Source organism: Xanthomonas cannabis pv. cannabis, assembly GCF_000802365.1.
Lineage (GTDB): Bacteria > Pseudomonadota > Gammaproteobacteria > Xanthomonadales > Xanthomonadaceae > Xanthomonas > Xanthomonas cannabis.
The window spans coordinates 1-20,364 of record NZ_JSZE01000053.1 but is presented as its reverse complement, the minus strand read 5'-3'; the positions used below and the strand labels follow the sequence as shown (position 1 = coordinate 20,364).

Genomic DNA, 20,364 nt, shown 5'->3' with positions numbered 1-20,364 from the left:
GCGCGCAAGCGCGCTCCACAGACCGCACTGCATTCAGCGTTTAACGCACTGCATGCTCGCTCAACGCTTGCCGCGCCAGACCCGGATCGTCTGCAAAGAACGCATCGATGCCAGTGTCCAGGTAGACCTTGAGCTCGGCCAACGCCCCTGCGTCATTGCGCTCGGTCACCGCACCATTGTTGCGGTTGTTGGCCGCCAGAAAATAATTCTCCGGGCGGAACGTATATGGCTGCACCTGCAAGCCTGCCGCGTGCGCGTCGCGTACCAGGCGGGTTGGCGTGCCCAGGCGTTGCTGCGCATCCAGCGGGATGATGCTGCGGATGTCCGGTCCGATCGCATCGGCGTAGCCGGCGATCTGCTTCAGGCCATCGAGCGTGATCATCTCCCCATAGGTCTTGGGCGCTTTGTCGACGCCGGCATCGGGCAGCGCCATCTGCGCGCCACCCAGCAACTGCAGCAGACGGATATTGCTGGTGCGCCCGATCTTGCTGCGCAGATAGCGCAAGTTGTTGGTCTCGAACGATTGAATGATTACCGGTGCCGTGCGCGTATACGCATGCGCGTGCAGCGTGGCCAACACCTTGTCTTCCATCGGCAGACCTAGCGCCTTGAAATAGCTCGGATGCTTGATTTCCGGAATCAGCCCGATGGGGCGGCCGGTGGCGGCCGACTGCGCGGCCACGAAATCGATGATCTCCTCGAAGGTCACAATCTGGAACTGCCCATCCCAGCGCGTACCACGCAACTGCGGCAAGCGCTCGCGTGCACGCAGGGTCTTCAACTCGTTCAAGGTGAAGTCTTCGGTGAACCAACCCTCCATCGACTGACCATCGATGGTCTTGCGGGTCTTGCGCGCGGCGAACTCCGGATGACTGGCCACGTCGGTGGTGCCACCAATCTCGTTCTCGTGGCGCGCCACCAGCACCCCATCCTTGGTCGCCACCAGATCCGGCTCGACAAAATCGGCGCCATCGGCAATCGCCTTGGCGTACGCGGCCAGGGTGTGCTCCGGGCGCAACGCGCTGGCACCACGGTGCGCAAAGATCTGCACCGTTTTCGCCAACGGCGCTTCTGCAACTGCGGGGCCGCTCACGCCGACCATCATCGCTCCCACCAACCAAAGACGACCGAACTGCATCATGCATGTCTCCAACGAAAAACAGCTAGCAAACCACCGCATGATCGCCAGGCGGGCGTGGCCGACGAGCAATGCGGCATGTACGACTCTACATCCCGCTCTGCTGCATCGTCCCTACCCGCCTGACAACCGTGTGACGTCTTGTCAGCACTCTAGAACTGTTTACGTCGACGGACATCGGCGTCGGCAGGCAACAGCAGACCCGCTGTTACGATTCCCCGATTCCCGATTCCCGTCCTCAGAACTTCGCATCCAGCGTCAGGAAGAACTGCCGCGGCGCGCTGGCATGGAACGCCAACTGCCGCCCGTTCGGATCGCTATTGGCGAACGCGGTGAGATTGGACGCGTAACGCTTGTCGGTGAGGTTGGTGACATTGAGCGAGAGCTTGAGCCCCTGCAGCACACCGACCTGGCCGAGGTCGTACCCGGCGCCGGCATCGAACGAGGTGTAGCCGCCAAAGCCCTGGTCGTTTGTGTAGGTGTAGAAGCGCTCACCGGTGTACTTGCCGCGCAGGTTGACGTTCCAGTTCGCGTAATTGAAGGCAATTTCGCTGGCGAACATGCGCTTGGGCGTATCCACCGTGGTCTTGCCGGCAGTGGGAATGGTCACACCGTTCTGCACATAGTTGTCGTCGTAGGTAGAGCGGTTGATCGAGGCCGAGTTGTACCACTGCAGGTAGCTGGTCGGCTTCCAGATCACGGTGAGTTCGCCGCCGCGGCTGCTCACTGAGCCCACGTTGAAGAAGCGCGTGGTGCAGGCCGGCGTGGTGCCCTGCTGGATGCTGGCGCATGGGTTGAGCGAGAGCAGGCGGTTGTCGAAGGTGACGTCGTAACCCACCAGCGATGCCTCGAAGCGATCGCGCACGAAGCGGTAGCCGGCTTCCAGTGTGCGCGACTTTTCCGGCTCCAGTGCACCGACGCTGGCGTCGAACGAGGCCTGTGTCACCAGCAACGGACCGCCGGCACCACCGCCCTGGAAGGCGGCGATATTTTCCGCATAGGAGGCAAACAGTTCCTGGCCCTCGGCAACGCGATAGCCCAGCCCGATCTGCGGCAGCACCGACTCGCTGGCCTTGAGCGAGCCGGTGGCCACCGGCGCTTCCACCGCTACGCCCGGCGTCTCGCGCGCGGTCATTTCCGTGCTCGGGCTCTTGATGCCCAGGTCCAGGCTCAGACGCTCATCGAAGAACTTGAAATTGCCCTGCACATAGAACTGGCGCGTGGTGATCACATAGTTCTGCGAGAACAAGCGACGGTTGGGATTCTGCAGGAACTTGTCGTCGCTGACCGGGCCGGTGATCCAGTAGAAGTTGCGCTCCACATCGTGGTGATTGCGCTCGTACCACAGGCCGGCTTCCAGGTGATGCGGACCCAAGTCCCACCCGAGCGAGGCGATACCGCCGGTGCGATTGATCCAGTAATTGGTGCTGCGGATGGAGATCGGCAATGCCTGCGGCGTGCCCGGATTCGATGCCTGGCCCGGCGACCACCAGTGGCCCTGGCCCTTGTTTTCGTGGTGGTACACCTGCGTGTGCAGGCTGATCGCATCGTTGGGCTGGAAGTCGCCGGCCACATAGAACAGATCGTCGTCGCGCAACGCACGGCTCTGGTAATACGCATCATCGATGTTGTCGACGCCACCGCTGAAACCGCAACGCGACGCATCGCGCGTGGCCGGTGCGCAATAGGCTGCGGCTAGAGCGCGGTTCCAGTCCGGCGCGTACAGGTTCCAGTCCCAGCCCAGCCCACGTGCCATGCCACTCTTGGACAGGTACGAATAATCGGCTTGCGAGGTCCGCGAGGTGTCCGCGAATGCGGTCAGCTTGCCACCATCGAATTGATACACACCCTTGGCATTGAACTGCCGCGTGGTGGTCGGCGAGTCCGGGCGCGCCCACATGTCCGCTTCGGCATTGATACCCGATAGATACGCAGAAAACCCGTTGTAATCGCCGGTATCCACGCGCAGGAAGGTACGACGATTGGCATCGGACCCCACCGTCTGCGACACCTGCCCGCCGAACACGCTGGACGGGTCGGCCGAGTAATACTGGATGGTGCCGCCCAGGTTGCTGGTGGAGGCCGTGCCCAACGCACCGATACCCGAGGCCAGCTCCACGCCCCCGAAGTTTTCTGCGATCAGCGCGCGGCTGATGTTGAGGCCGTTGTAGTTGCCGTAGGCGTTGTCGCCCAGCGGCAGGCCGTCGAGCGTGTAGCCCAGGCGCGTGCCATTGAAGCCGCGCAGGCTGATCGTCTGCGATTCTTCGTTGGCACCGAACGCATCGTTGGATTGCACGTTCACGCCCGGCATGCGGTTGAGCAGCTTCTGGATGCTGGTGCCGGGCGGCAACACCGGGATGTCCTGCTGGGTGATGCGCTGCACCTGGCGTGTTTCGCCCTGGCCGATCACCGATACCGCATCGAGCTGCTGCACGGTGGCCGAGCTGGCGGAGGCATCGGCAGACACGGCGGCAGCTGCATCGGCGGCATGCGCAGCTGGCGACAGCACGAGCGCGGTGAACACGGCAGCACTTAGGAGATGGATCTTGGGCATGAGCGGCACGGGGGACGAGTCAAAAGATGACGGCAAGCGTGCGACAGCTGTCTTGCGCCGATGCGACGCACAGATGACAGTGCGGCGACAACCGCTGCGCCCGCCGCGCCACCACTGCGTTGCGCTGGCATGCCGCTGTCATCTGCACGTCGTAATCTGCGTACTCTTCCGCTGTGCCGCCTGAAGGATCCGCCTCATGTCGTACCGTCTTCCTCGCCCTTTCCACCGGACGTTGGCAGGCCTCGCCGCCATCGCCCTGCTGGCCGGCAGTGGCGGCATGGCGCGTGCGCGGCAAGCGGCGACACCGGCGGATTCGGTGCTCGCCACCGACGTGCGTGGCTACCTCGATAAGGACCAGCTACCCGACAGTCTGCGCTTGGTGCCGCCCCCGCCGCAGGACGGCAGCGCTGCGCTCGCCAACGACGAGGCCGTCGCCAAGGCCATGCTCGCCCTGCGCGGCACCCCACGCTGGGACCTGGCAGCGCAGGACGCGGTGCTGGGTTTCCCCGCTGCGGCTAGCCATTTCAGCTGCGCGCTTGGCGTGCAGATCGATCCGGCCAATACCCCGCATCTGCTGCGCCTGCTCGAACGCAGCATGCGCGATGCCAGCACCACCACCAGCGCCGCCAAGGCACGCTACCAACGTCCGCGTCCGTTCATGCGCAACGACCAACCGATGTGCACCCCCGCCGACGACGCGGCGCTGCGCAAGAACGGCTCCTACCCCTCCGGCCACACGGCCATCGGCTGGAGCTGGGGCCTGATCCTGTCGGAAATCGCCCCCACCCATCGCGACGCCCTGCTCGCCCGCGGCCGCGCCTTCGGCGACAGCCGCCTGGCCTGCAATGTGCACTGGCAGAGCGATGTCATCCAGGGCCGCATGCTGGGCGCCGCTACCGTCGCTGCGCTGCACGACAACCCGGCATTCCAGAAAGATCTGGCGGCGGCACGTGGCGAGATCGAGATGGCACGTGCGAAACAATTGGCAACGCCCGCATCGCACGTCTGCGACACCGAAAATGCCGCGCTGCAGACGGTGCTGCCGGGGTGTGATGTAAAACGCCAGCGCCAGCCAAGCTGATGCTGCGCCGTCGGCGGGACGAATCCGCATCACTGCTGTGGTGCGGTGCGAGCTGACCGGCTCGGGCGCGTCTGCTAGGCGACGAGTTCGGGATTGGCCCACCACCCGGCATCACTTCCCGATACAAAAACTCGAAAAGATCTTGCCCAGCAATTCATCGGCGCTCAGCTTGCCGGTGATCTCGCCCAGTGCCGCATGCGCCAGGCGGAGTTCTTCCGCCGCCAGTTCGAGCTGCTCGAAACCCAGCTCAAGGTCGGCGGCGTCCGCGTGGTGTTCGGCGCGGCGTAGCGCTTCCACATGGCGGGTGCGTGCGGAGAACTCGCCGTCCACGCTGTCGGTTGCGTCGCCGAGCGCGAGCTCGCGCAAGCGGATGTGCAACTGCTCCAGTCCCTGCCCAGTCACCGCCGATACCGCGATCGCATCGCGATCGAGCGATGCGGGTTCGGCCAGCAGGTCGCATTTGTTGTGGATCCACAGCTGGCGTGGCACTGCATCGATGGCATCGCCGATCGCATCGCGTGCAGCCTGCGGGTCCCGTGCATCCAGCACTACCAACGCCAGATCGGCGCGCTCAAGTTCGGCGCGGGCGCGGCGCATGCCTTCGCGCTCGATCGCGTCGCCGCCCTCGCGCAGGCCGGCAGTGTCAACCAGGGTCAGCTCGAAGCCATCGAGCTGGATGGCCTCGTGCAAGGTGTCGCGTGTGGTGCCGGCGACGTCGGTGACGATGGCGCGGTCGCTGCCGGCCAGCGCGTTGAGGAGCGAACTCTTGCCGGCGTTGGGCGGGCCGATCAGCACCGCATGCAGACCGTCGCGCAGCTTGCGCCCGCGCTCTGCGTCACGCAGCAGTTGCACCAGCAGTGCGCGTGTCTGGGTTAGCTCCTGACGCACTTGCGACCCACCCAGCGTGTCCAGCGGCTCATCGGCGAAATCGATTGCCGCTTCGACATGGATGCGCAGACGCGTCAGGCTCTCGCTCACCGCATCCACCCGCCGCGAGAACACGCCATCGAGCGAGCGCCGCGCTGCGCGGGCAGCCCGCAGATCACTGGCAGCGATGAGATCGGCAATCGCTTCGGCCTGCGCCAGGTCGAGTTTGCCGTTGAGAAACGCACGTTCGCTGAACTCGCCCGCGCGCGCCTGGCGGGCGCCCACTGCGATGCAACGCGCCACCACCTGGCGCAGCAGCACCGGGCTGCCATGGCCCTGCAGCTCCACCACGTCTTCGCCGGTAAAGCTGTGCGGCGCCCGGAACCACACCGCGATGCCATCGTCGATCACCTCGCCCTGCGCATCGCAAAAGCGTGCGTAACGCGCGTGCCGCGGTTGCAGGCCGGCAACGCCCAGCGCTGCGGCGATCTGCACCGATTGCGGGCCTGACAATCGCACGATCCCGATGCCGCCGACCCCGGCTGCACTGGCAATGGCAACGATGGTGGATGTAGCTAAGGACATGGGCACTGGCTCCAACCTGGATTGCAAAGCATAAGCGCGGCTCTCAGAACCGCGTGGTAGCGAGCGACGATGCACTGCGGACGCGTGCGTCGCGCGGACTGCACGCGCGTTCCTTCTGGCACCTGTATGCAATTCCTCAGCGTCGCCGGATCAAGGCGACTGCAGCGGCACGCCTGCACAGCGCCGCTGCTTGCGGTTGCAGCTCCAGAGACGTGGAGTACGCCCTGCGCAACCTGGCGCGATCGTCGGGTACAGCACAGGCAGCACCAGAGGGCGATAGACCATCGCGCACGAGGGACCGGTTCTAAGGGTGTTTCCAGCGCCAACATGCCACTTCGACATGGGGTACTGGCGGCAATCCACAAAGCCGGATTCCGGCGCTGGCGCTGACAACCGCTGGCCCGCATGCAGAAAGCCCGCCTTGCGGCGGGCCTTCTGAAACTTACTTGGCGTTGGCCTGGATGATCTTGCTCGGCTTCTCGCCGTGCTGGCGGATCATCCACCATTGGATCAGCAGACCCAGCCCGCCATTGACCACCCAGTACAGCACCAGGCCGGCCGGCATGAAGGCCATCATGACGCCGAACACCAGCGGCATGAACTGCATCATCTTGGCCTGCATCGGGTCCATGCCCGGGGTGGGGGTCAGTTTCTGCGTGGCCCACATGATCGCGATGTTGAGCACCGGCAGGATGAAGTACGGGTCGCGCGCGGTCAGATCCTGGATCCAGCCCAGCCACGGCGCCTGACGCAGTTCCACCGACTCCACCAGCACCCAGTACAGCGCGAAGAAGATCGGCATCTGGATCAGCAGCGGCAGGCAGCCCCCCATCGGGTTGATCTTTTCCTTCTTGAACAACTCCATCGTCGCCTGTTGATACTTGACGCGATCGTCGCCGTAGCGCTCCTTCAGCTGCGCCAGGCGCGGCTGGAAGCGGCGCATCTTGGCACCGGACTTGTACTGCGCCGCGGACAGCGGATACAGCGCCAGACGCAGCAGCACCACCAGGCCGATGATGGCCCAGCCCCAGTTGTGCAGGAAACTGTGCAGGTGGCTCAGCACCCAGAACAGGCCCTGGCCGATGATGGCCATGATCGAGAAGCGGCTGTAGTCGACCACGCGGTCCAGGCCCTTCACGTCTTCCTTGGCGATCAGGCTGACCAGCTTCGGGCCCACCCACAGGCGTGCCTCGGTGGTCGCGGTCTGGCCCGGCGCCACGGTGAAGGCCGGTCCACGCAGTTCGGCCACGTCACGCGGGCCGTCCTGGTTCAGGACGTACAGCGAGGCCTGGTCCTTTTGCGGAATCCATGCGGTGAAGAAGTGGTGCTGCAACAGCGCCACCCAGCCGCCGGTGATCTGGCGATTGAGGCCACCGTCGTCCATGTAGTCCTTGAACGCGCGACGCTCGTAGCCTTCCTGCGGGCTGTACCAGGTCGCCCCGTTGAAGCTGAAGGAGTCCGGGTTGGTCATGCCGCGGCTGAGGATGGTCGGCACCCGGCTCAGCTTGCGGAACACATAGCCGTTCCACGGCGCGCCGCTCTTGTTGATCACTTCATCCTTGATCGAGATCGCATAGCGGCCACGTTCCAGGGTGAAGGTGCGGCGGATCGACACGCCATTGGGGCCATTCCACACGAACGGCACCACCAGGGTGTTCTGGCCCTTGGCCAGTTCGAACGCCGTGCCCGGCTGCTCGGCGCGGAAGCCGCCCACGCCCGGCACCGGCGAATGCTCGCTGGCCCAGCCGCTGGTGGCGTTATACGGGTGCGCCGGATCTTCGGTCAGCAGGCTGACCGGCGCGGTGCCGTCCTTGGTCTGCGGGAACTGCAGCAGTTCGGCATCGAGCACGCTGCGGCCATCCAGCTTCAGGCGCAGCACGTCCGACGTCAGGGTCACCACCGGTGCAGCGCCGGCAGCCGCCGGCGTCGCGGCAGTGCTGCTGGTTGCCGGCACCGTGCCCGGCGCGCCGGCCTGCGGAATGGCCTGGGCAGCGGGCACATTGGCGGCGCTTGGCGCTGCCGCATCCAGATCACGCGCGGCCGGGACCGATTGCGTGGCCGCTGCAACAGGCGCGTTGGCAGCTGCCTTGTCCTTGCCCCACTCCATCCACAGCAGCGCCGCGACCATCAGCCAGGCAAAAATCAGGAAAACACGGGTCTGGTTCATCGGGCAGCAACTCGCTCAGTCGGAACTACAGTTCCGGCTCTGTCGGGGAAAGGGAGGATGGGTGCATCGTCCTGGCGGGCGGCATTGTGCCGGGCGCAGCAGGCAGGGGCAATGCGCCGGCGCGGCGCAGCAGACGCAGGAAGGCGTCGCGAATCTGCGGATTGGTCGCCTTCGCCGCTGCCGAGCGCGCCACAATCACGTAATCGCCGCCGGCCAGCTCGGGCAACAGGTGACGCATGGCATCGCGCAGCACGCGTTTGATGCGATTGCGGCCAACCGCACGCGTATCGACCTTGCGTGACACCGCCATGCCCAGGCGCGGCGGCGTATCGCCCGTCCGCCAGTGCAGGCTGAGCAGTGGGTCCGAGGTGCGACGTGCGGTATCGAAGACAACCGTATATTGCGCACGCGTACGAACCCGCGCAGAGCGAGGAAATCGCCTGCACGGGTTCGATGCGTTCACGGTAGGACTTGCCTCGGCCGCGGAAAGCGGCGCGGCAATCAAGCGCTCAGGCGCTTGCGGCCCTTGGCGCGGCGGCGAGCCAGGATCTTGCGGCCGTCGGCGGTTGCCATACGTGCGCGGAAACCATGGTCGCGTGCTCGCTTGAGGTTGCTGGGTTGGAAAGTACGCTTGGTGGCCATGGGGCCCTCTGCATGAATGGAGACGAATAGAACCGGAAATTCTATAGGACCTCTACAGCCCGGGTCAACTCCCTGCACGTCATGCCGATGAGGGGCTTGCATGCGCCCTGTGGATGGACCTGTGAATAAGTCTGGGAAAAGCCTGCCCGCGGTGCTAGGCTGGCCCATCCTCTTTTCACTTCCGGGCTGCGTGCACGGCGCCTTGCTGCGCGCCGCAGCCAGCAACTGATGATCACACTTTGATGGATGCTTGGCCCCGCTGTCTGGAACGTCTCGAAGCCGAATTCCCGCCCGAGGATGTCCACACCTGGTTGAAACCCCTGCAAGCCGAAGACCGCGGCGACAGCATCGTGCTGTACGCCCCGAATGCCTTCATCGTCGACCAGGTGCGCGAACGATACCTGCCGCGCATTCGCGAGTTGCTGGCGTACTTCGCCGGCAACGGCGAGGTGGCGCTGGCGGTGGGTTCGCGCCCACGTGCGCCCGAGCCGGCTCCCGCACCGGTGGCCGCGCCCAGTGCGCCCAGCGTCGCGCCGATGGTGCCGTTTGCCGGCAACCTGGATTCGCACTACACCTTCGCCAACTTCGTGGAGGGTCGCAGCAACCAGCTTGGCTTGGCGGCGGCGATCCAGGCAGCGCAGAAACCCGGCGACCGTGCGCACAACCCATTGCTGCTGTACGGCAGCACCGGCCTGGGCAAGACCCATCTGATGTTTGCTGCCGGCAACGCGCTGCGTGAAGCCAACCCGGGCGCCAAGGTGATGTACCTGCGCTCGGAGCAGTTCTTCAGCGCGATGATCCGCGCACTGCAGGACAAGGCGATGGACCAGTTCAAGCGCCAGTTCCAGCAGATCGATGCACTGCTGATCGACGACATCCAATTCTTCGCCGGCAAGGACCGCACGCAGGAAGAGTTCTTCCACACCTTCAACGCGCTGTTCGACGGTCGCCAGCAGATCATCCTGACCTGCGACCGCTACCCGCGCGAAGTCGAGGGTCTTGAGCCGCGGCTGAAGTCGCGCCTGGCCTGGGGCCTGTCGGTGGCGATCGATCCGCCGGATTTCGAGACCCGCGCGGCCATCGTGCTGGCCAAGGCACGCGAGCGCGGCGCCGACATTCCCGACGACGTGGCGTTCCTGATCGCCAAGAAGATGCGCTCGAACGTGCGCGACCTGGAAGGCGCACTCAACACCCTGGTAGCACGCGCCAATTTCACCGGCCGCTCGATCACGGTGGAGTTCGCCCAGGAGACGCTGCGCGACCTGCTGCGTGCCCAGCAGCAGGCGATCGGCATTCCCAACATCCAGAAGACCGTGGCGGACTACTACGGCCTGCAGATGAAGGACCTGCTCTCCAAGCGGCGCACACGTTCGCTGGCGCGCCCGCGTCAGGTCGCCATGGCGCTGGCCAAGGAGCTCACCGAACACAGCCTGCCGGAGATCGGCGATGCGTTTGCCGGCCGTGACCACACCACCGTGCTGCATGCCTGCCGGCAGATCCGCACCTTGATGGAGGCCGACGGCAAGCTCCGCGAGGACTGGGAAAAGCTGATTCGCAAGCTCAGCGAGTGAGGCACTGACGCCGATCGCGGTCCACGTGGAAAAAAGCGTGGATGAGTTGGGGTCAAATGCGGGAGAATCTGTGGATAACGTTGCCCTGCGATCCGGGCGGAAAACCATCCACAGGTTTTCCTACCAGACCAAGGGCATTAGTCCAACGGCTTTCGGGTGCTGAAATTCCTTTGGGAACAAAGAGTTATGGTGGTTATCCGCTGAAAACGGCCCTACCATCACCACCAAGCTTTTGATTTATCCATTATTTTTTAAAGCATAGGGGCACGGAACCACATGCGTTTTACACTGCAGCGCGAAGCTTTCCTCAAGCCGTTGGCCCAGGTCGTCAACGTGGTCGAACGCCGCCAGACCTTGCCGGTTCTTGCCAACCTGCTGGTACAGGTCAAGGACGGGCAAGTCTCGCTGACCGGCACGGACCTGGAAGTGGAAATGATCTCGCGCACGATGGTGGAAGATGCGCAGGATGGTGAAACCACGATCCCGGCGCGCAAGCTGTTCGATATTCTGCGTGCCCTGCCCGACGGCAGCCGCGTCACCATCTCGCAGACTGGCGATAAGGTCACGGTGCAGGCCGGGCGCAGCCGCTTCACGCTGGCAACGCTGCCGGCCAACGATTTCCCGTCTGTCGACGAGGTCGAGGCCACCGAACGCGTGGGTGTGCCGGAGGCAGCGTTGAAAGAGCTGATCGAGCGCACGGCGTTCGCGATGGCGCAGCAGGACGTGCGGTATTACCTCAACGGCTTGCTGTTCGACCTGCGCGAAGGGTTGTTGCGATGCGTGGCCACCGATGGCCATCGCCTGGCACTGTGCGAAACCGAGCTGGAAAAGGCCGGCGGTGCCAAGCGTCAGATCATCGTGCCGCGCAAGGGCGTGACCGAGTTGCTGCGCCTGCTGGAAGCAGCAGACCGTGAGGTCGAGCTGGAAGTTGGCCGTAGCCATATCCGCGTCAAGCGTGGCGATGTGACCTTCACCTCGAAATTGATCGACGGCCGCTTCCCGGACTACGAAGCCGTGATCCCGATCGGTGCCGACCGCGAAGTCAAGGTCGATCGTGAGGCCCTGCGTGCGTCGCTGCAGCGTGCGGCAATTCTGTCCAATGAGAAATACCGTGGCGTCCGCGTCGAGGTATCACCTGGGCAGCTGAAGATCAGCGCGCATAACCCCGAGCAGGAAGAGGCGCAGGAAGAGATCGAGGCCGACACCAAAGTGGATGACCTGGCGATCGGCTTCAACGTGAATTATTTGCTGGATGCGCTTTCAGCGTTGCGCGATGAGCACGTCGTCATTCAGTTGCGTGATGCAAATTCCTCGGCCTTGGTCCGCGAAGCCAGCAGCGAGAAGTCCCGTCACGTCGTGATGCCGCTGCGTCTCTGACCTAGCGTTCCACGTGGAACACGAAATGCCCGGCGAAAGCCGGGCTTTTTTATGCCCGAATGCGGACAACGCGAAATGCCGTAGGGCTATGACTAGAGCCGACATGAGCGGGGACTTAGGTAGCAGCAATTTCGCGGTCATGTCCGGGTGTAGTATTCCTGGATGTGGGGGTCTCCCAGCAGTGGCCTGGCCAACGCTGACAACGAAGGTTGGTTGAGTACATGAGCTTCTACGGTCGGCGCCGCGCTCATGGGCGCTAGATTTTGCCGCTGAACCCTTTAGTCACGGGCCTACTTCCAATAAGTGCCTTCACTCCAGGCATTACATGCCACGTATCGTATGCACCGATGACAGAAAGCCCGAGCGATACGCAGAGCACAGGAAGCCCTGTCCCTCGTACTGCTCCAGCGACTGCGGGTCTGCACGTCTGTCCCGCACCGTTGGCGCAGCCCTCAAGCGAGGGGATTACCGCCCGCTGCGTCTGCTAGTCAGAAGGGCGTGACTGGTCCAGCCAGAGCAGACTCATCTCGAATCGTGTTTTGGCAGAACCGGTCGCGCTGTCGGGGAGCTATGAACAATCCAAGGAGAGTAAACCTGTTCATATTTCCGAGAACCGCTCGGGAGGATTGGAGCCTTCTTCCGGCGCAAGGAAGTCCTCGATTTAGTTATGCACACCCTGCTCTGCTTTTAAATCTATAAATAACTTAAGAGCTTTGTGGTGATGGTAGGGCCAGATTTCGCCGAAAAGTATACCAACCACTTGTTTCTAAACGAATTTATGGGGTCGAAACCCTGTGGTTTAACCGGTTTTTGGTGATGTGTAACCTGTGGACAAGGGCCAGCGGACCGGTCGCTGTCGTTTTTGTCCCCACGTTATCCCCAGGCAGTCCTCAACGATCGATCCCCTGTCGCCGCGCGGACGTCGGGTCAATCACGTATCCTGCGCACCGACCGGACGCTCCGGATCACAGCCAGGAGCACACTCAGCGATGCACGTAGTGCGGTTGTCCATCCATCGACTGCGTCGGTTCGAGACGGTCGAGCTGCACCCTGCCAGCGCGTTGAACCTGCTGACCGGTGACAACGGCGCCGGCAAGACCAGCGTGCTCGAAGCGCTGCATCTGATGGCCTATGGGCGCAGCTTCCGCGGGCGGGTGCGAGACGGCTTGATCCGCCAGGGCTGCAACGATCTGGAAGTCTTTGTGGAGTGGTGCGAGCGCAACGGCGAAGCGTCCGAACGCACCCGCCGCGCAGGTCTGCGACACACTGGGCAGGAGTGGACCGGGCGGCTCGACGGCGAGGACGTCGCCCAACTGGGTTCATTGTGTGCAGCACTGGCGGTCGTCACTTTCGAGCCGGGCAGCCACGTGCTGATCAGCGGCGGCGGCGAACCGCGCCGTCGCTTCCTCGACTGGGGTTTGTTCCACGTGGAACCAGACTTCCTGGCGCTGTGGCGTCGCTATGCCCGGGCGTTGAAGCAACGCAACGCGTTGCTGAAGCAGGGGGCGCAACCACGACTGCTGGACGCCTGGGATCATGAACTCGCCGAATCGGGTGAAACGCTCACGTCCCGGCGCCTGCGCTACCTCGAACGCCTGCAGGACCGCCTGATTCCGGTGGCCGCTGCCATCGCCCCTTCGCTGGGCCTGTCTGCCCTGACTTTTGCACCCGGATGGCGACGTCACGAGGTCTCCCTCGCAGACGCGCTGTTGTTGGCACGCGAGCGGGACCGCCAGAATGGCTACACCTCGCAAGGTCCGCACCGCGCCGATTGGGCGCCCAGCTTCGAGGCGCTTCCCGGCAAGGACACCTTGTCGCGCGGACAGGCGAAATTGACCGCTCTGGCGTGCCTGCTGGCCCAGGCAGAAGATTTTGCCCATGAACGCGGCGAGTGGCCGGTCATTGCATTGGATGACCTGGGCTCGGAGCTCGATCGGCACCACCAGGCGAGCGTGCTGCAGCGCCTGGCGGCCGCGCCGGCGCAAGTGATGATCACCGCGACGGAAGTGCCGCCAGGTCTCGCCAGCGCAAGCGACCTGCTCACGTTGTTCCACGTGGAACACGGAGCCGTCTCCCGTCAACCGGCGTTAGGCTAAGACCACGGGCGATGCGGGCCGACTGGTATAATTTGCCCCGCTATCCCCCTTTTTCCACGGTGCGAAGCGGCTCGCTGCCGCTGGCGCCCGTGTTGTGGAGCCAACGGCACGCGCATGACCGACGAACAAAACATCCCGACGACACCCAACGGCACCTACGACTCCAGCAAGATCACCGTGCTGCGAGGCCTGGAAGCCGTCCGCAAGCGGCCCGGCATGTACATCGGCGACGTCCATGACGGCACCGGCTTGCACCACATGGTGTTCGAGGTGGTCGATAACTCGGTCGACGAAGCGCTTGCCGGCCATGCCGACGACATCGTGGTGAAGATTCTCGTCGATGGCTCGGTCTCGGTGTCCGACAACGGGCGCGGCGTCCCGGTCGACATCCACAAGGAAGAGGGCGTTTCCGCAGCCGAGGTCATCCTGACCGTGCTGCACGCCGGCGGAAAGTTCGACGACAACAGCTACAAGGTCTCCGGCGGCCTGCATGGCGTGGGCGTCTCGGTGGTCAATGCGCTGTCCGAGCATCTGTGGCTGGACATCTGGCGCGACGGCTTTCACTACCAGCAGGAATATTCGCTGGGCGAGCCGCAGTACCCGCTCAAGCAGCTGGAGGCCTCCACCAAGCGCGGCACCACCCTGCGCTTCAAACCGGCGGTCGAGATCTTCAGCGATGTCGAATTCCATTACGACATCCTGGCCCGACGCCTGCGCGAGCTGTCCTTCCTCAACTCTGGCGTCAAGATCACGCTGATCGACGAACGTGGCGAAGGCCGGCGCGACGACTTCCATTACGAGGGCGGCATTCGCAGCTTCGTGGAGCATCTGGCCCAGCTCAAGACCCCGTTGCACCCGAACGTGATTTCGGTGACCGGCGAGCACAACGGCATCGTGGTGGACGTGGCCCTGCAATGGACCGACGCCTACCAGGAGACGATGTACTGCTTCACCAACAACATTCCGCAGAAGGATGGCGGCACGCACCTGGCCGGCTTCCGCGGCGCCCTCACCCGGGTGCTCAGCACCTACATCGAGCAGAACGGCATCGCCAAGCAGGCCAAGGTCTCACTGACCGGCGACGACATGCGCGAAGGCATGATCGCGGTGCTGTCGGTCAAGGTGCCCGACCCCAGCTTTTCCTCGCAGACCAAGGAGAAGCTGGTCAGCTCGGACGTGCGCCCGGCGGTGGAAAATGCCTTCGGTGCGCGGCTGCAGGAGTTCCTGCAGGAGAACCCGAACGAAGCCAAGGCCATCACCGGCAAGATCGTCGATGCCGCCCGTGCACGCGAAGCCGCCCGCAAGGCGCGCGACCTGACCCGCCGCAAGGGCGCGCTGGACATCGCCGGCCTGCCCGGCAAGCTGGCCGACTGCCAGGAAAAGGACCCGGCGCTGTCGGAGCTGTTCATCGTCGAGGGTGACTCGGCCGGTGGTTCAGCCAAGCAGGGCCGCAACCGCAAGAACCAGGCGGTGCTGCCGTTGCGCGGCAAGATCCTCAACGTCGAACGCGCGCGTTTCGACCGCATGCTGGCGTCCGACCAGGTCGGCACGCTGATCACCGCGCTGGGCACCGGCATCGGCCGCGACGAGTACAACCCGGACAAGCTGCGCTACCACCGCATCATCCTGATGACCGACGCCGACGTGGACGGCTCGCACATCCGCACCCTGCTGCTGACGTTCTTCTACCGGCAGATGCCGGAGCTGATCGAGCGCGGCTACATCTACATTGGCCTGCCGCCGCTGTACAAGCTCAAACAGGGCAAGAGCGAGCTGTACCTGAAGGACGACGCGGCGCTCAATGCCTACCTGGCCAGCAATGCGGTCGAAGGCGCGGCGCTGATTCCGGCGACCGACGAACCGCCGATCACCGGCGAGGCACTGGAAAAACTGCTGATGCTGTTCACCAGCGCCCATGAAGCGATTGCCCGTAACGCGCACCGCTACGACCCGGCGCTGCTTACCGCCCTGATTGATCTGCCGCCACTGGATGTGGAGAAGCTGCAGGCCGAAGGCGACCAGCATCCCACCCTGGATGCGCTGCAGGCCGTGCTCAACGGCGGCACGCTGGGCACTGCCCGTTACCAGTTGCGTTTCGATCCGGCAACCGAGAACGCCCCGGCAACGCTGGTGGCTGTCCGTCGCCACATGGGTGAGGAATTCACCCAGGTCCTGCCGATGGGCGCGTTCGAAAGCGGCGAACTGCGTCCATTGCGTGAAGTCTCGCTGGCCCTGCACGACCTGGTGCGCGAAGGCGCCCAGATCGTGCGCGGCAACAAGAGCCACCCGATCACCAGCTTCGCGCAGGCACACGCCTGGCTGCTGGATGAAGCAAAGAAGGGCCGCCAGGTGCAGCGCTTCAAGGGCCTGGGCGAAATGAACGCCGAACAGCTATGGGAAACCACGGTCAATCCCGATACGCGCCGCCTGTTGCAGGTGCGCATCGAGGACGCAGTGGCCGCCGACCAGATCTTCAGCACCCTGATGGGCGATGTGGTGGAGCCGCGCCGCGACTTCATCGAAGACAACGCGCTGAAGGTGTCCAACCTGGATATCTGAGCCGCCTGCGTACCGGCACAGCGTCACGGCGCTGTGCCGGCGACCCGGTAGTCGCAGGACGATGATGAGCACAGCCCTCCCCCCTCCTCCGGCAGCGCGCCGTGCTGCCGGACGGCCACCCTTGCTATCCGTGCTGACCGGCTTCGGGATCGATGTGTTGATCGCCGTTGGCCTGCTGCTGACTCTGAGCGTGGCAGGTTTTGCGGTCTGGGGCGCCATCCGTGGTATCGGCTACGTGCAGGCAGCCAAGGCGCAGGGGCTGACGCCCTCCTCTGCCGAGGTGATGGCGGCAATCGGCCAGCCGGGCGTGGTGGTGCAGTTGCTCACCGCACTGGTCAGCACCGCGACGCCAGCTGTCCTGCTGTATTTCTGGCGCCGCCGTGCCACCGCCGGTGAACAGGCCGCCTCGCGCGCCGCCGTGCGCCGTTCGTCTACCTGGGGCTGGACGGCGTTGATCGCTGCAAGCGTGTTCCTGCTCAGCAATCTGGTCAGCGTCGCTGCCTCGGCACTGGGCATCAAACCGGTGCCGACCAATCTGCCGCTGATGGAAGAAGCCATCAAGCAGTGGCCGCTGGCCCTGGCGCTGTTTGCAGTGGTGATCGCTCCGGCCTACGAGGAACTGCTGTTCCGGCGCGTCTTGTTTGGCCGCCTGCTGGCCGCTGGCCGCCCCTGGTTGGGGATCGTACTCAGCGGCGCACTGTTCGCCCTGGTGCACGAAGTGCCCGGCATCAGCGGAAACGGCCCGGCGGCCATCGCCCAACTCTGGCTGGTCTACGGCAGCATGGGTGCCGCTTTTGCCTGGCTGTATTGGCGCACCGGTACGCTGTGGGCGCCCATCGCTGCACACGGCATCAACAACGCCACTGCGCTGGCCGCGTTGTATTTTTTCGGCATCGGGTAGTACGGACGGCCGCGGCCAGGTCCTTGCCATGCCGGTAGACCCCATAGCGGTTTGCGCATACCCCTGCCCTCCGCATGTGCCAGCGGAGCCGAACCAAGCACGATCCGCTGCGTTTTCCTGGTCGTTCCGGGCCGCTTGACGAAAAGTTAAGACGAGCCTGCCAAAATGTCCCCAGGGTTCTAGGGGGATCGAATGAAAGCCAGGCTGTTGATCGTTGTTGCCGTCCTTGCACTGACGGCATGTGCCACCACAACTTCGCCGACCGGCCGCCGACAGGTGGTGGGGGGCGTATCGCAACAGCAGCTCGACCAGCTTGGCGCGCAGTCGTTCGCGCAGACCAAGGCAAAGGAAAAAGTCAGCACCGACGGCAAACAGAACGCCTACGTGCAATGCGTGGTCAATGCGCTGGTGGCGCAGTTGCCGCCGCAGTGGCGCGAAACCCGCTGGGAAACCGCACTGTTCGTCGATGACGAGCCCAACGCCTTCGCCCTGCCCGGCGGCAAGGTCGGCGTAAACACCGGCATCTTCACTGTCGCCAAGACCCAGGACCAGCTCGCTGCCGTGCTTGGGCACGAGATCGGGCACGTGATCTCGCGCCACCACGAAGAACGCATCACCCGCCAGCTGGGCGCCCAGACCGGCCTGGGCATCATCGGCGCGCTCGCCGGGGCCGCCTATGGCGACGGCGCGGCCAGCGCGGTCAATCAGGTTGGCGGTATGACCGCCCAGACAGTGTTCCTGCTGCCTGGCTCGCGCACCCAGGAGAGTGAGGCCGATGTGGTCGGGCAGCGCCTGATGGCCCAGGCCGGCTTCGACCCGGCACAGGCGGTGACCCTGTGGCAGAACATGATGGCCGCCAGCGGCAATCGTCAACCGCAATGGCTCTCGACCCATCCCGACCCGACCAACCGCATCCGCGAGCTGCAGGCCGACGTCAACCAGCTCGAACCGGTGTATCAGCAGGCCAAGCATAACGGGCGCGTGCCGCGCTGTGGCTAGAGTAACTAACGGCAACTGCTCGGCCCTGGTTGACTCGTGTCGGCACTGACCTGGCATCAACGCGCCGCCCACTACACTGCGGCTGCGAGCGCAGCGAGTGGTCACTTGCTGTTAGCAGTGCTAAGACCTTTTCTCGTAACTCCCGATTGCCGCACCACAACATGGAAACCGTTTTCGGGAACTGAGACTTTCTGCTAAGTTTGCCGGCTCAGATTTTTCGTACAGCGTCCATTCCGCTTTTCGCACCGCCCAACGGCGGCTCGTCCGAGGTGAAACATGAAACTGCTCAACCGCAAGCAAGCCCTGTTGTCCCTGTTCATCGCAGCGTCCCTGGGCGGGGCTGTCGTCACCGATGCGGTCGCGCAGTCGGACCGCTCGTCCGAGCGTGCCGCGCGTAAGTCCAAGGGCAGCGGCAAAGCCGAAGAGCTGTATCCGCAGTCGACCCGTCAGGCGCCGACCATCAAGCCGTCGTCCAAATTGAGCAGCAAGCTGCAGAAGCTGATCGAAACCTTCAACAAGGGCGAAGACTATCCGGGCGTGCGCACCCAGGCCGACGAGATCCTGGCCAACAGCGCCGCCAACGAGGCCGACAAGGCGCTGGCTGCGCAGCTCGCCGCGCAGGCCGCCTACAACCTGGACGACACTGCGGCCGCCAAGACCTACCTGCAGCAGGCAATCGGCCTGAACGCGCTGGACAATAACGGCCAGTTCCAGTCGATGCTGATGCTGGCGCAGCTGCAGATGCAGGACGACCAGCAGGCCGAAGGCCTGGCCACGCTGGACAAGTATCTGGACGAGAGCAAGTCGCAGCGTCCGGAAGACCTGATTCTCAAGGGCCAGGCGCTGTACCAGGCAGAGCGCTATAAGGAAGCGATTCCGGTGCTCAAGCAGGCCATCGCCGCCTCGCCCGAGCCGAAGGACACCTGGAACCAGCTGCTGATGGCGTCCTACGCCGAAGCCGGCCAGACCGGCGAAGCCGTCGCTGCCGCCGAGGCGCTTGCCGCCAAGACACCCAACGACAAGAAGGCTCAGCTCAATCTGGCCAGCATGTATATGCAGGCCGACCAGATGGACAAGGCCGCAGGCGTGATGGACAAGCTGCGCGCTTCCGGGCAGTTGACCGAAGAGAAGGAATACAAGCAGTTGTATTCGATCTACGCCAACACCGAGAACAAGGAAAAAGACGTCATCGCGGTGATCAATGAAGGTATGCAAAAAGGCATCCTCAAGCCTGATTATCAGACATACCTTGCGCTGGCCCAGTCCTATTACTACAGCGAGGACGTGCCGAAGGCGATCGAGAACTGGCAAAAGGCCGCACCGCTTTCCAAGGATGGCGAGACCTATCTGAATCTGGCCAAGGTGCTGCATTCGGAAGGTCGCATCCCGGAGGCCAAGCAGGCCGCACAGCAGGCGATCGCCAAGGGCGTTAAAAAACCAGAAGACGCGAAGAAGATCATCAACCTGAAGTAAAAAAAGAAAATAAACCCCCGAAATCCCTGTGTTTTTAGTGGTTACAGGACTCGGGATTGGTATAAGCTTGGGAGTTCCTGCGGTGTCAAAGCCGTCCGAAAACCTGGGGATCATCACAGTGATCCGGGCCCCCACTGAAAGAGCCATTGGCGCATGACGGAACAACTCGTTATCCACAGGCATGACTATGATGCCGGGAACCAGGGTCTGAGCTGGGCCCGCATTATCGGTATTGCTTTTGTAATTGCCCTGCACCTCACTGCACTGATGATGTTGCTGATCCCTGCAGTGGCGCCGAAGGCTCCGGCAGAGAAGGAGCGCACCACCATGGTCACCCTGGTGGATGCACCGCCT

The 20,364-nt window shown here is 63.9% G+C and carries 14 protein-coding genes and 1 pseudogene; 9 read left to right on the top strand and 6 right to left on the bottom strand.

Annotated elements, in window-relative coordinates; all coding sequences use genetic code 11:
* Positions 1-40 precede the first annotated feature (40 nt).
* Together OZ10_RS10860 and OZ10_RS10855 are read right to left on the bottom strand one after the other, a co-directional pair.
* Positions 41-1,141: a glycerophosphodiester phosphodiesterase gene (locus OZ10_RS10860; RefSeq protein WP_039564815.1), complete on the bottom strand. Its 1,101-nt coding sequence runs from the start codon at positions 1,139-1,141 to the stop codon at positions 41-43.
* Between the two features lie 235 nt (positions 1,142-1,376).
* The gene (locus OZ10_RS10855) at positions 1,377-3,692 is read right to left on the bottom strand and encodes a TonB-dependent receptor (protein ID WP_039564814.1); all 2,316 of its coding nucleotides are present in this window, start codon (positions 3,690-3,692) and stop codon (positions 1,377-1,379) included.
* A gap of 196 nt (positions 3,693-3,888) precedes the next feature.
* Between OZ10_RS10855 and OZ10_RS10850 the strand changes: the two genes are divergently transcribed.
* Entirely contained in the window at positions 3,889-4,773 is an 885-nt protein-coding gene (locus OZ10_RS10850) for an acid phosphatase (RefSeq protein ID WP_039564812.1), read from the top strand.
* Positions 4,774-4,884: 111 nt separating this feature from the next.
* On the opposite strand, the gene mnmE is transcribed toward OZ10_RS10850, so the two are convergent.
* The 4 genes from mnmE to rpmH all read right to left on the bottom strand — a co-directional run bounded on the left by mnmE (position 4,885) and on the right by rpmH (position 9,034).
* Entirely contained in the window at positions 4,885-6,225 is a 1,341-nt protein-coding gene (mnmE, locus tag OZ10_RS10845) for a tRNA uridine-5-carboxymethylaminomethyl(34) synthesis GTPase MnmE (RefSeq protein ID WP_039564811.1), read from the bottom strand.
* Between the two features lie 442 nt (positions 6,226-6,667).
* Positions 6,668-8,392, bottom strand: a complete 1,725-nt coding sequence (gene yidC / locus OZ10_RS10840) for a membrane protein insertase YidC (RefSeq protein WP_039564810.1) — start codon at positions 8,390-8,392, stop codon at positions 6,668-6,670.
* Positions 8,393-8,417: 25 nt separating this feature from the next.
* Positions 8,418-8,855, bottom strand: a complete 438-nt coding sequence (gene rnpA, locus OZ10_RS10835; RefSeq protein WP_081419453.1) for a ribonuclease P protein component — start codon at positions 8,853-8,855, stop codon at positions 8,418-8,420.
* Between the two features lie 38 nt (positions 8,856-8,893).
* Positions 8,894-9,034 (bottom strand): 50S ribosomal protein L34, encoded by a 141-nt coding sequence (gene rpmH, locus OZ10_RS10830; protein ID WP_002805908.1) that lies wholly within the window; start codon positions 9,032-9,034, stop codon positions 8,894-8,896.
* Between the two features lie 242 nt (positions 9,035-9,276).
* Between rpmH and dnaA the strand changes: the two genes are divergently transcribed.
* The 8 genes and pseudogenes from dnaA to OZ10_RS10790 form a co-directional block, all read left to right on the top strand.
* Complete coding sequence (gene dnaA / locus OZ10_RS10825; RefSeq protein WP_039564809.1) at positions 9,277-10,605, top strand: chromosomal replication initiator protein DnaA; 1,329 nt, start codon at positions 9,277-9,279, stop codon at positions 10,603-10,605.
* A gap of 276 nt (positions 10,606-10,881) precedes the next feature.
* The gene (dnaN, locus tag OZ10_RS10820) at positions 10,882-11,982 is read left to right on the top strand and encodes a DNA polymerase III subunit beta (RefSeq protein WP_039564807.1); all 1,101 of its coding nucleotides are present in this window, start codon (positions 10,882-10,884) and stop codon (positions 11,980-11,982) included.
* A gap of 989 nt (positions 11,983-12,971) precedes the next feature.
* The gene (gene recF / locus OZ10_RS10815; protein ID WP_039413833.1) at positions 12,972-14,078 is read left to right on the top strand and encodes a DNA replication/repair protein RecF; all 1,107 of its coding nucleotides are present in this window, start codon (positions 12,972-12,974) and stop codon (positions 14,076-14,078) included.
* A 114-nt stretch (positions 14,079-14,192) separates the two neighbouring features.
* Complete coding sequence (gyrB, locus tag OZ10_RS10810) at positions 14,193-16,637, top strand: DNA topoisomerase (ATP-hydrolyzing) subunit B (protein ID WP_039413836.1); 2,445 nt, start codon at positions 14,193-14,195, stop codon at positions 16,635-16,637.
* Between the two features lie 64 nt (positions 16,638-16,701).
* Positions 16,702-17,538, top strand: coding sequence for a CPBP family intramembrane glutamic endopeptidase (locus OZ10_RS10805; RefSeq protein ID WP_039564817.1), 837 nt, complete (start codon positions 16,702-16,704; stop codon positions 17,536-17,538).
* A gap of 192 nt (positions 17,539-17,730) precedes the next feature.
* A complete protein-coding gene (locus OZ10_RS10800) occupies positions 17,731-18,537 on the top strand; it encodes a M48 family metallopeptidase (protein WP_039564806.1) in 807 nt (268 codons plus the stop codon).
* A 276-nt stretch (positions 18,538-18,813) separates the two neighbouring features.
* Positions 18,814-20,010, top strand: a complete 1,197-nt coding sequence (locus OZ10_RS10795) for a tetratricopeptide repeat protein (RefSeq protein WP_039413841.1) — start codon at positions 18,814-18,816, stop codon at positions 20,008-20,010.
* 153 nt (positions 20,011-20,163) lie between these two features.
* A pseudogene (locus OZ10_RS10790) lies at positions 20,164-20,364 on the top strand (energy transducer TonB); the annotation flags it as partial.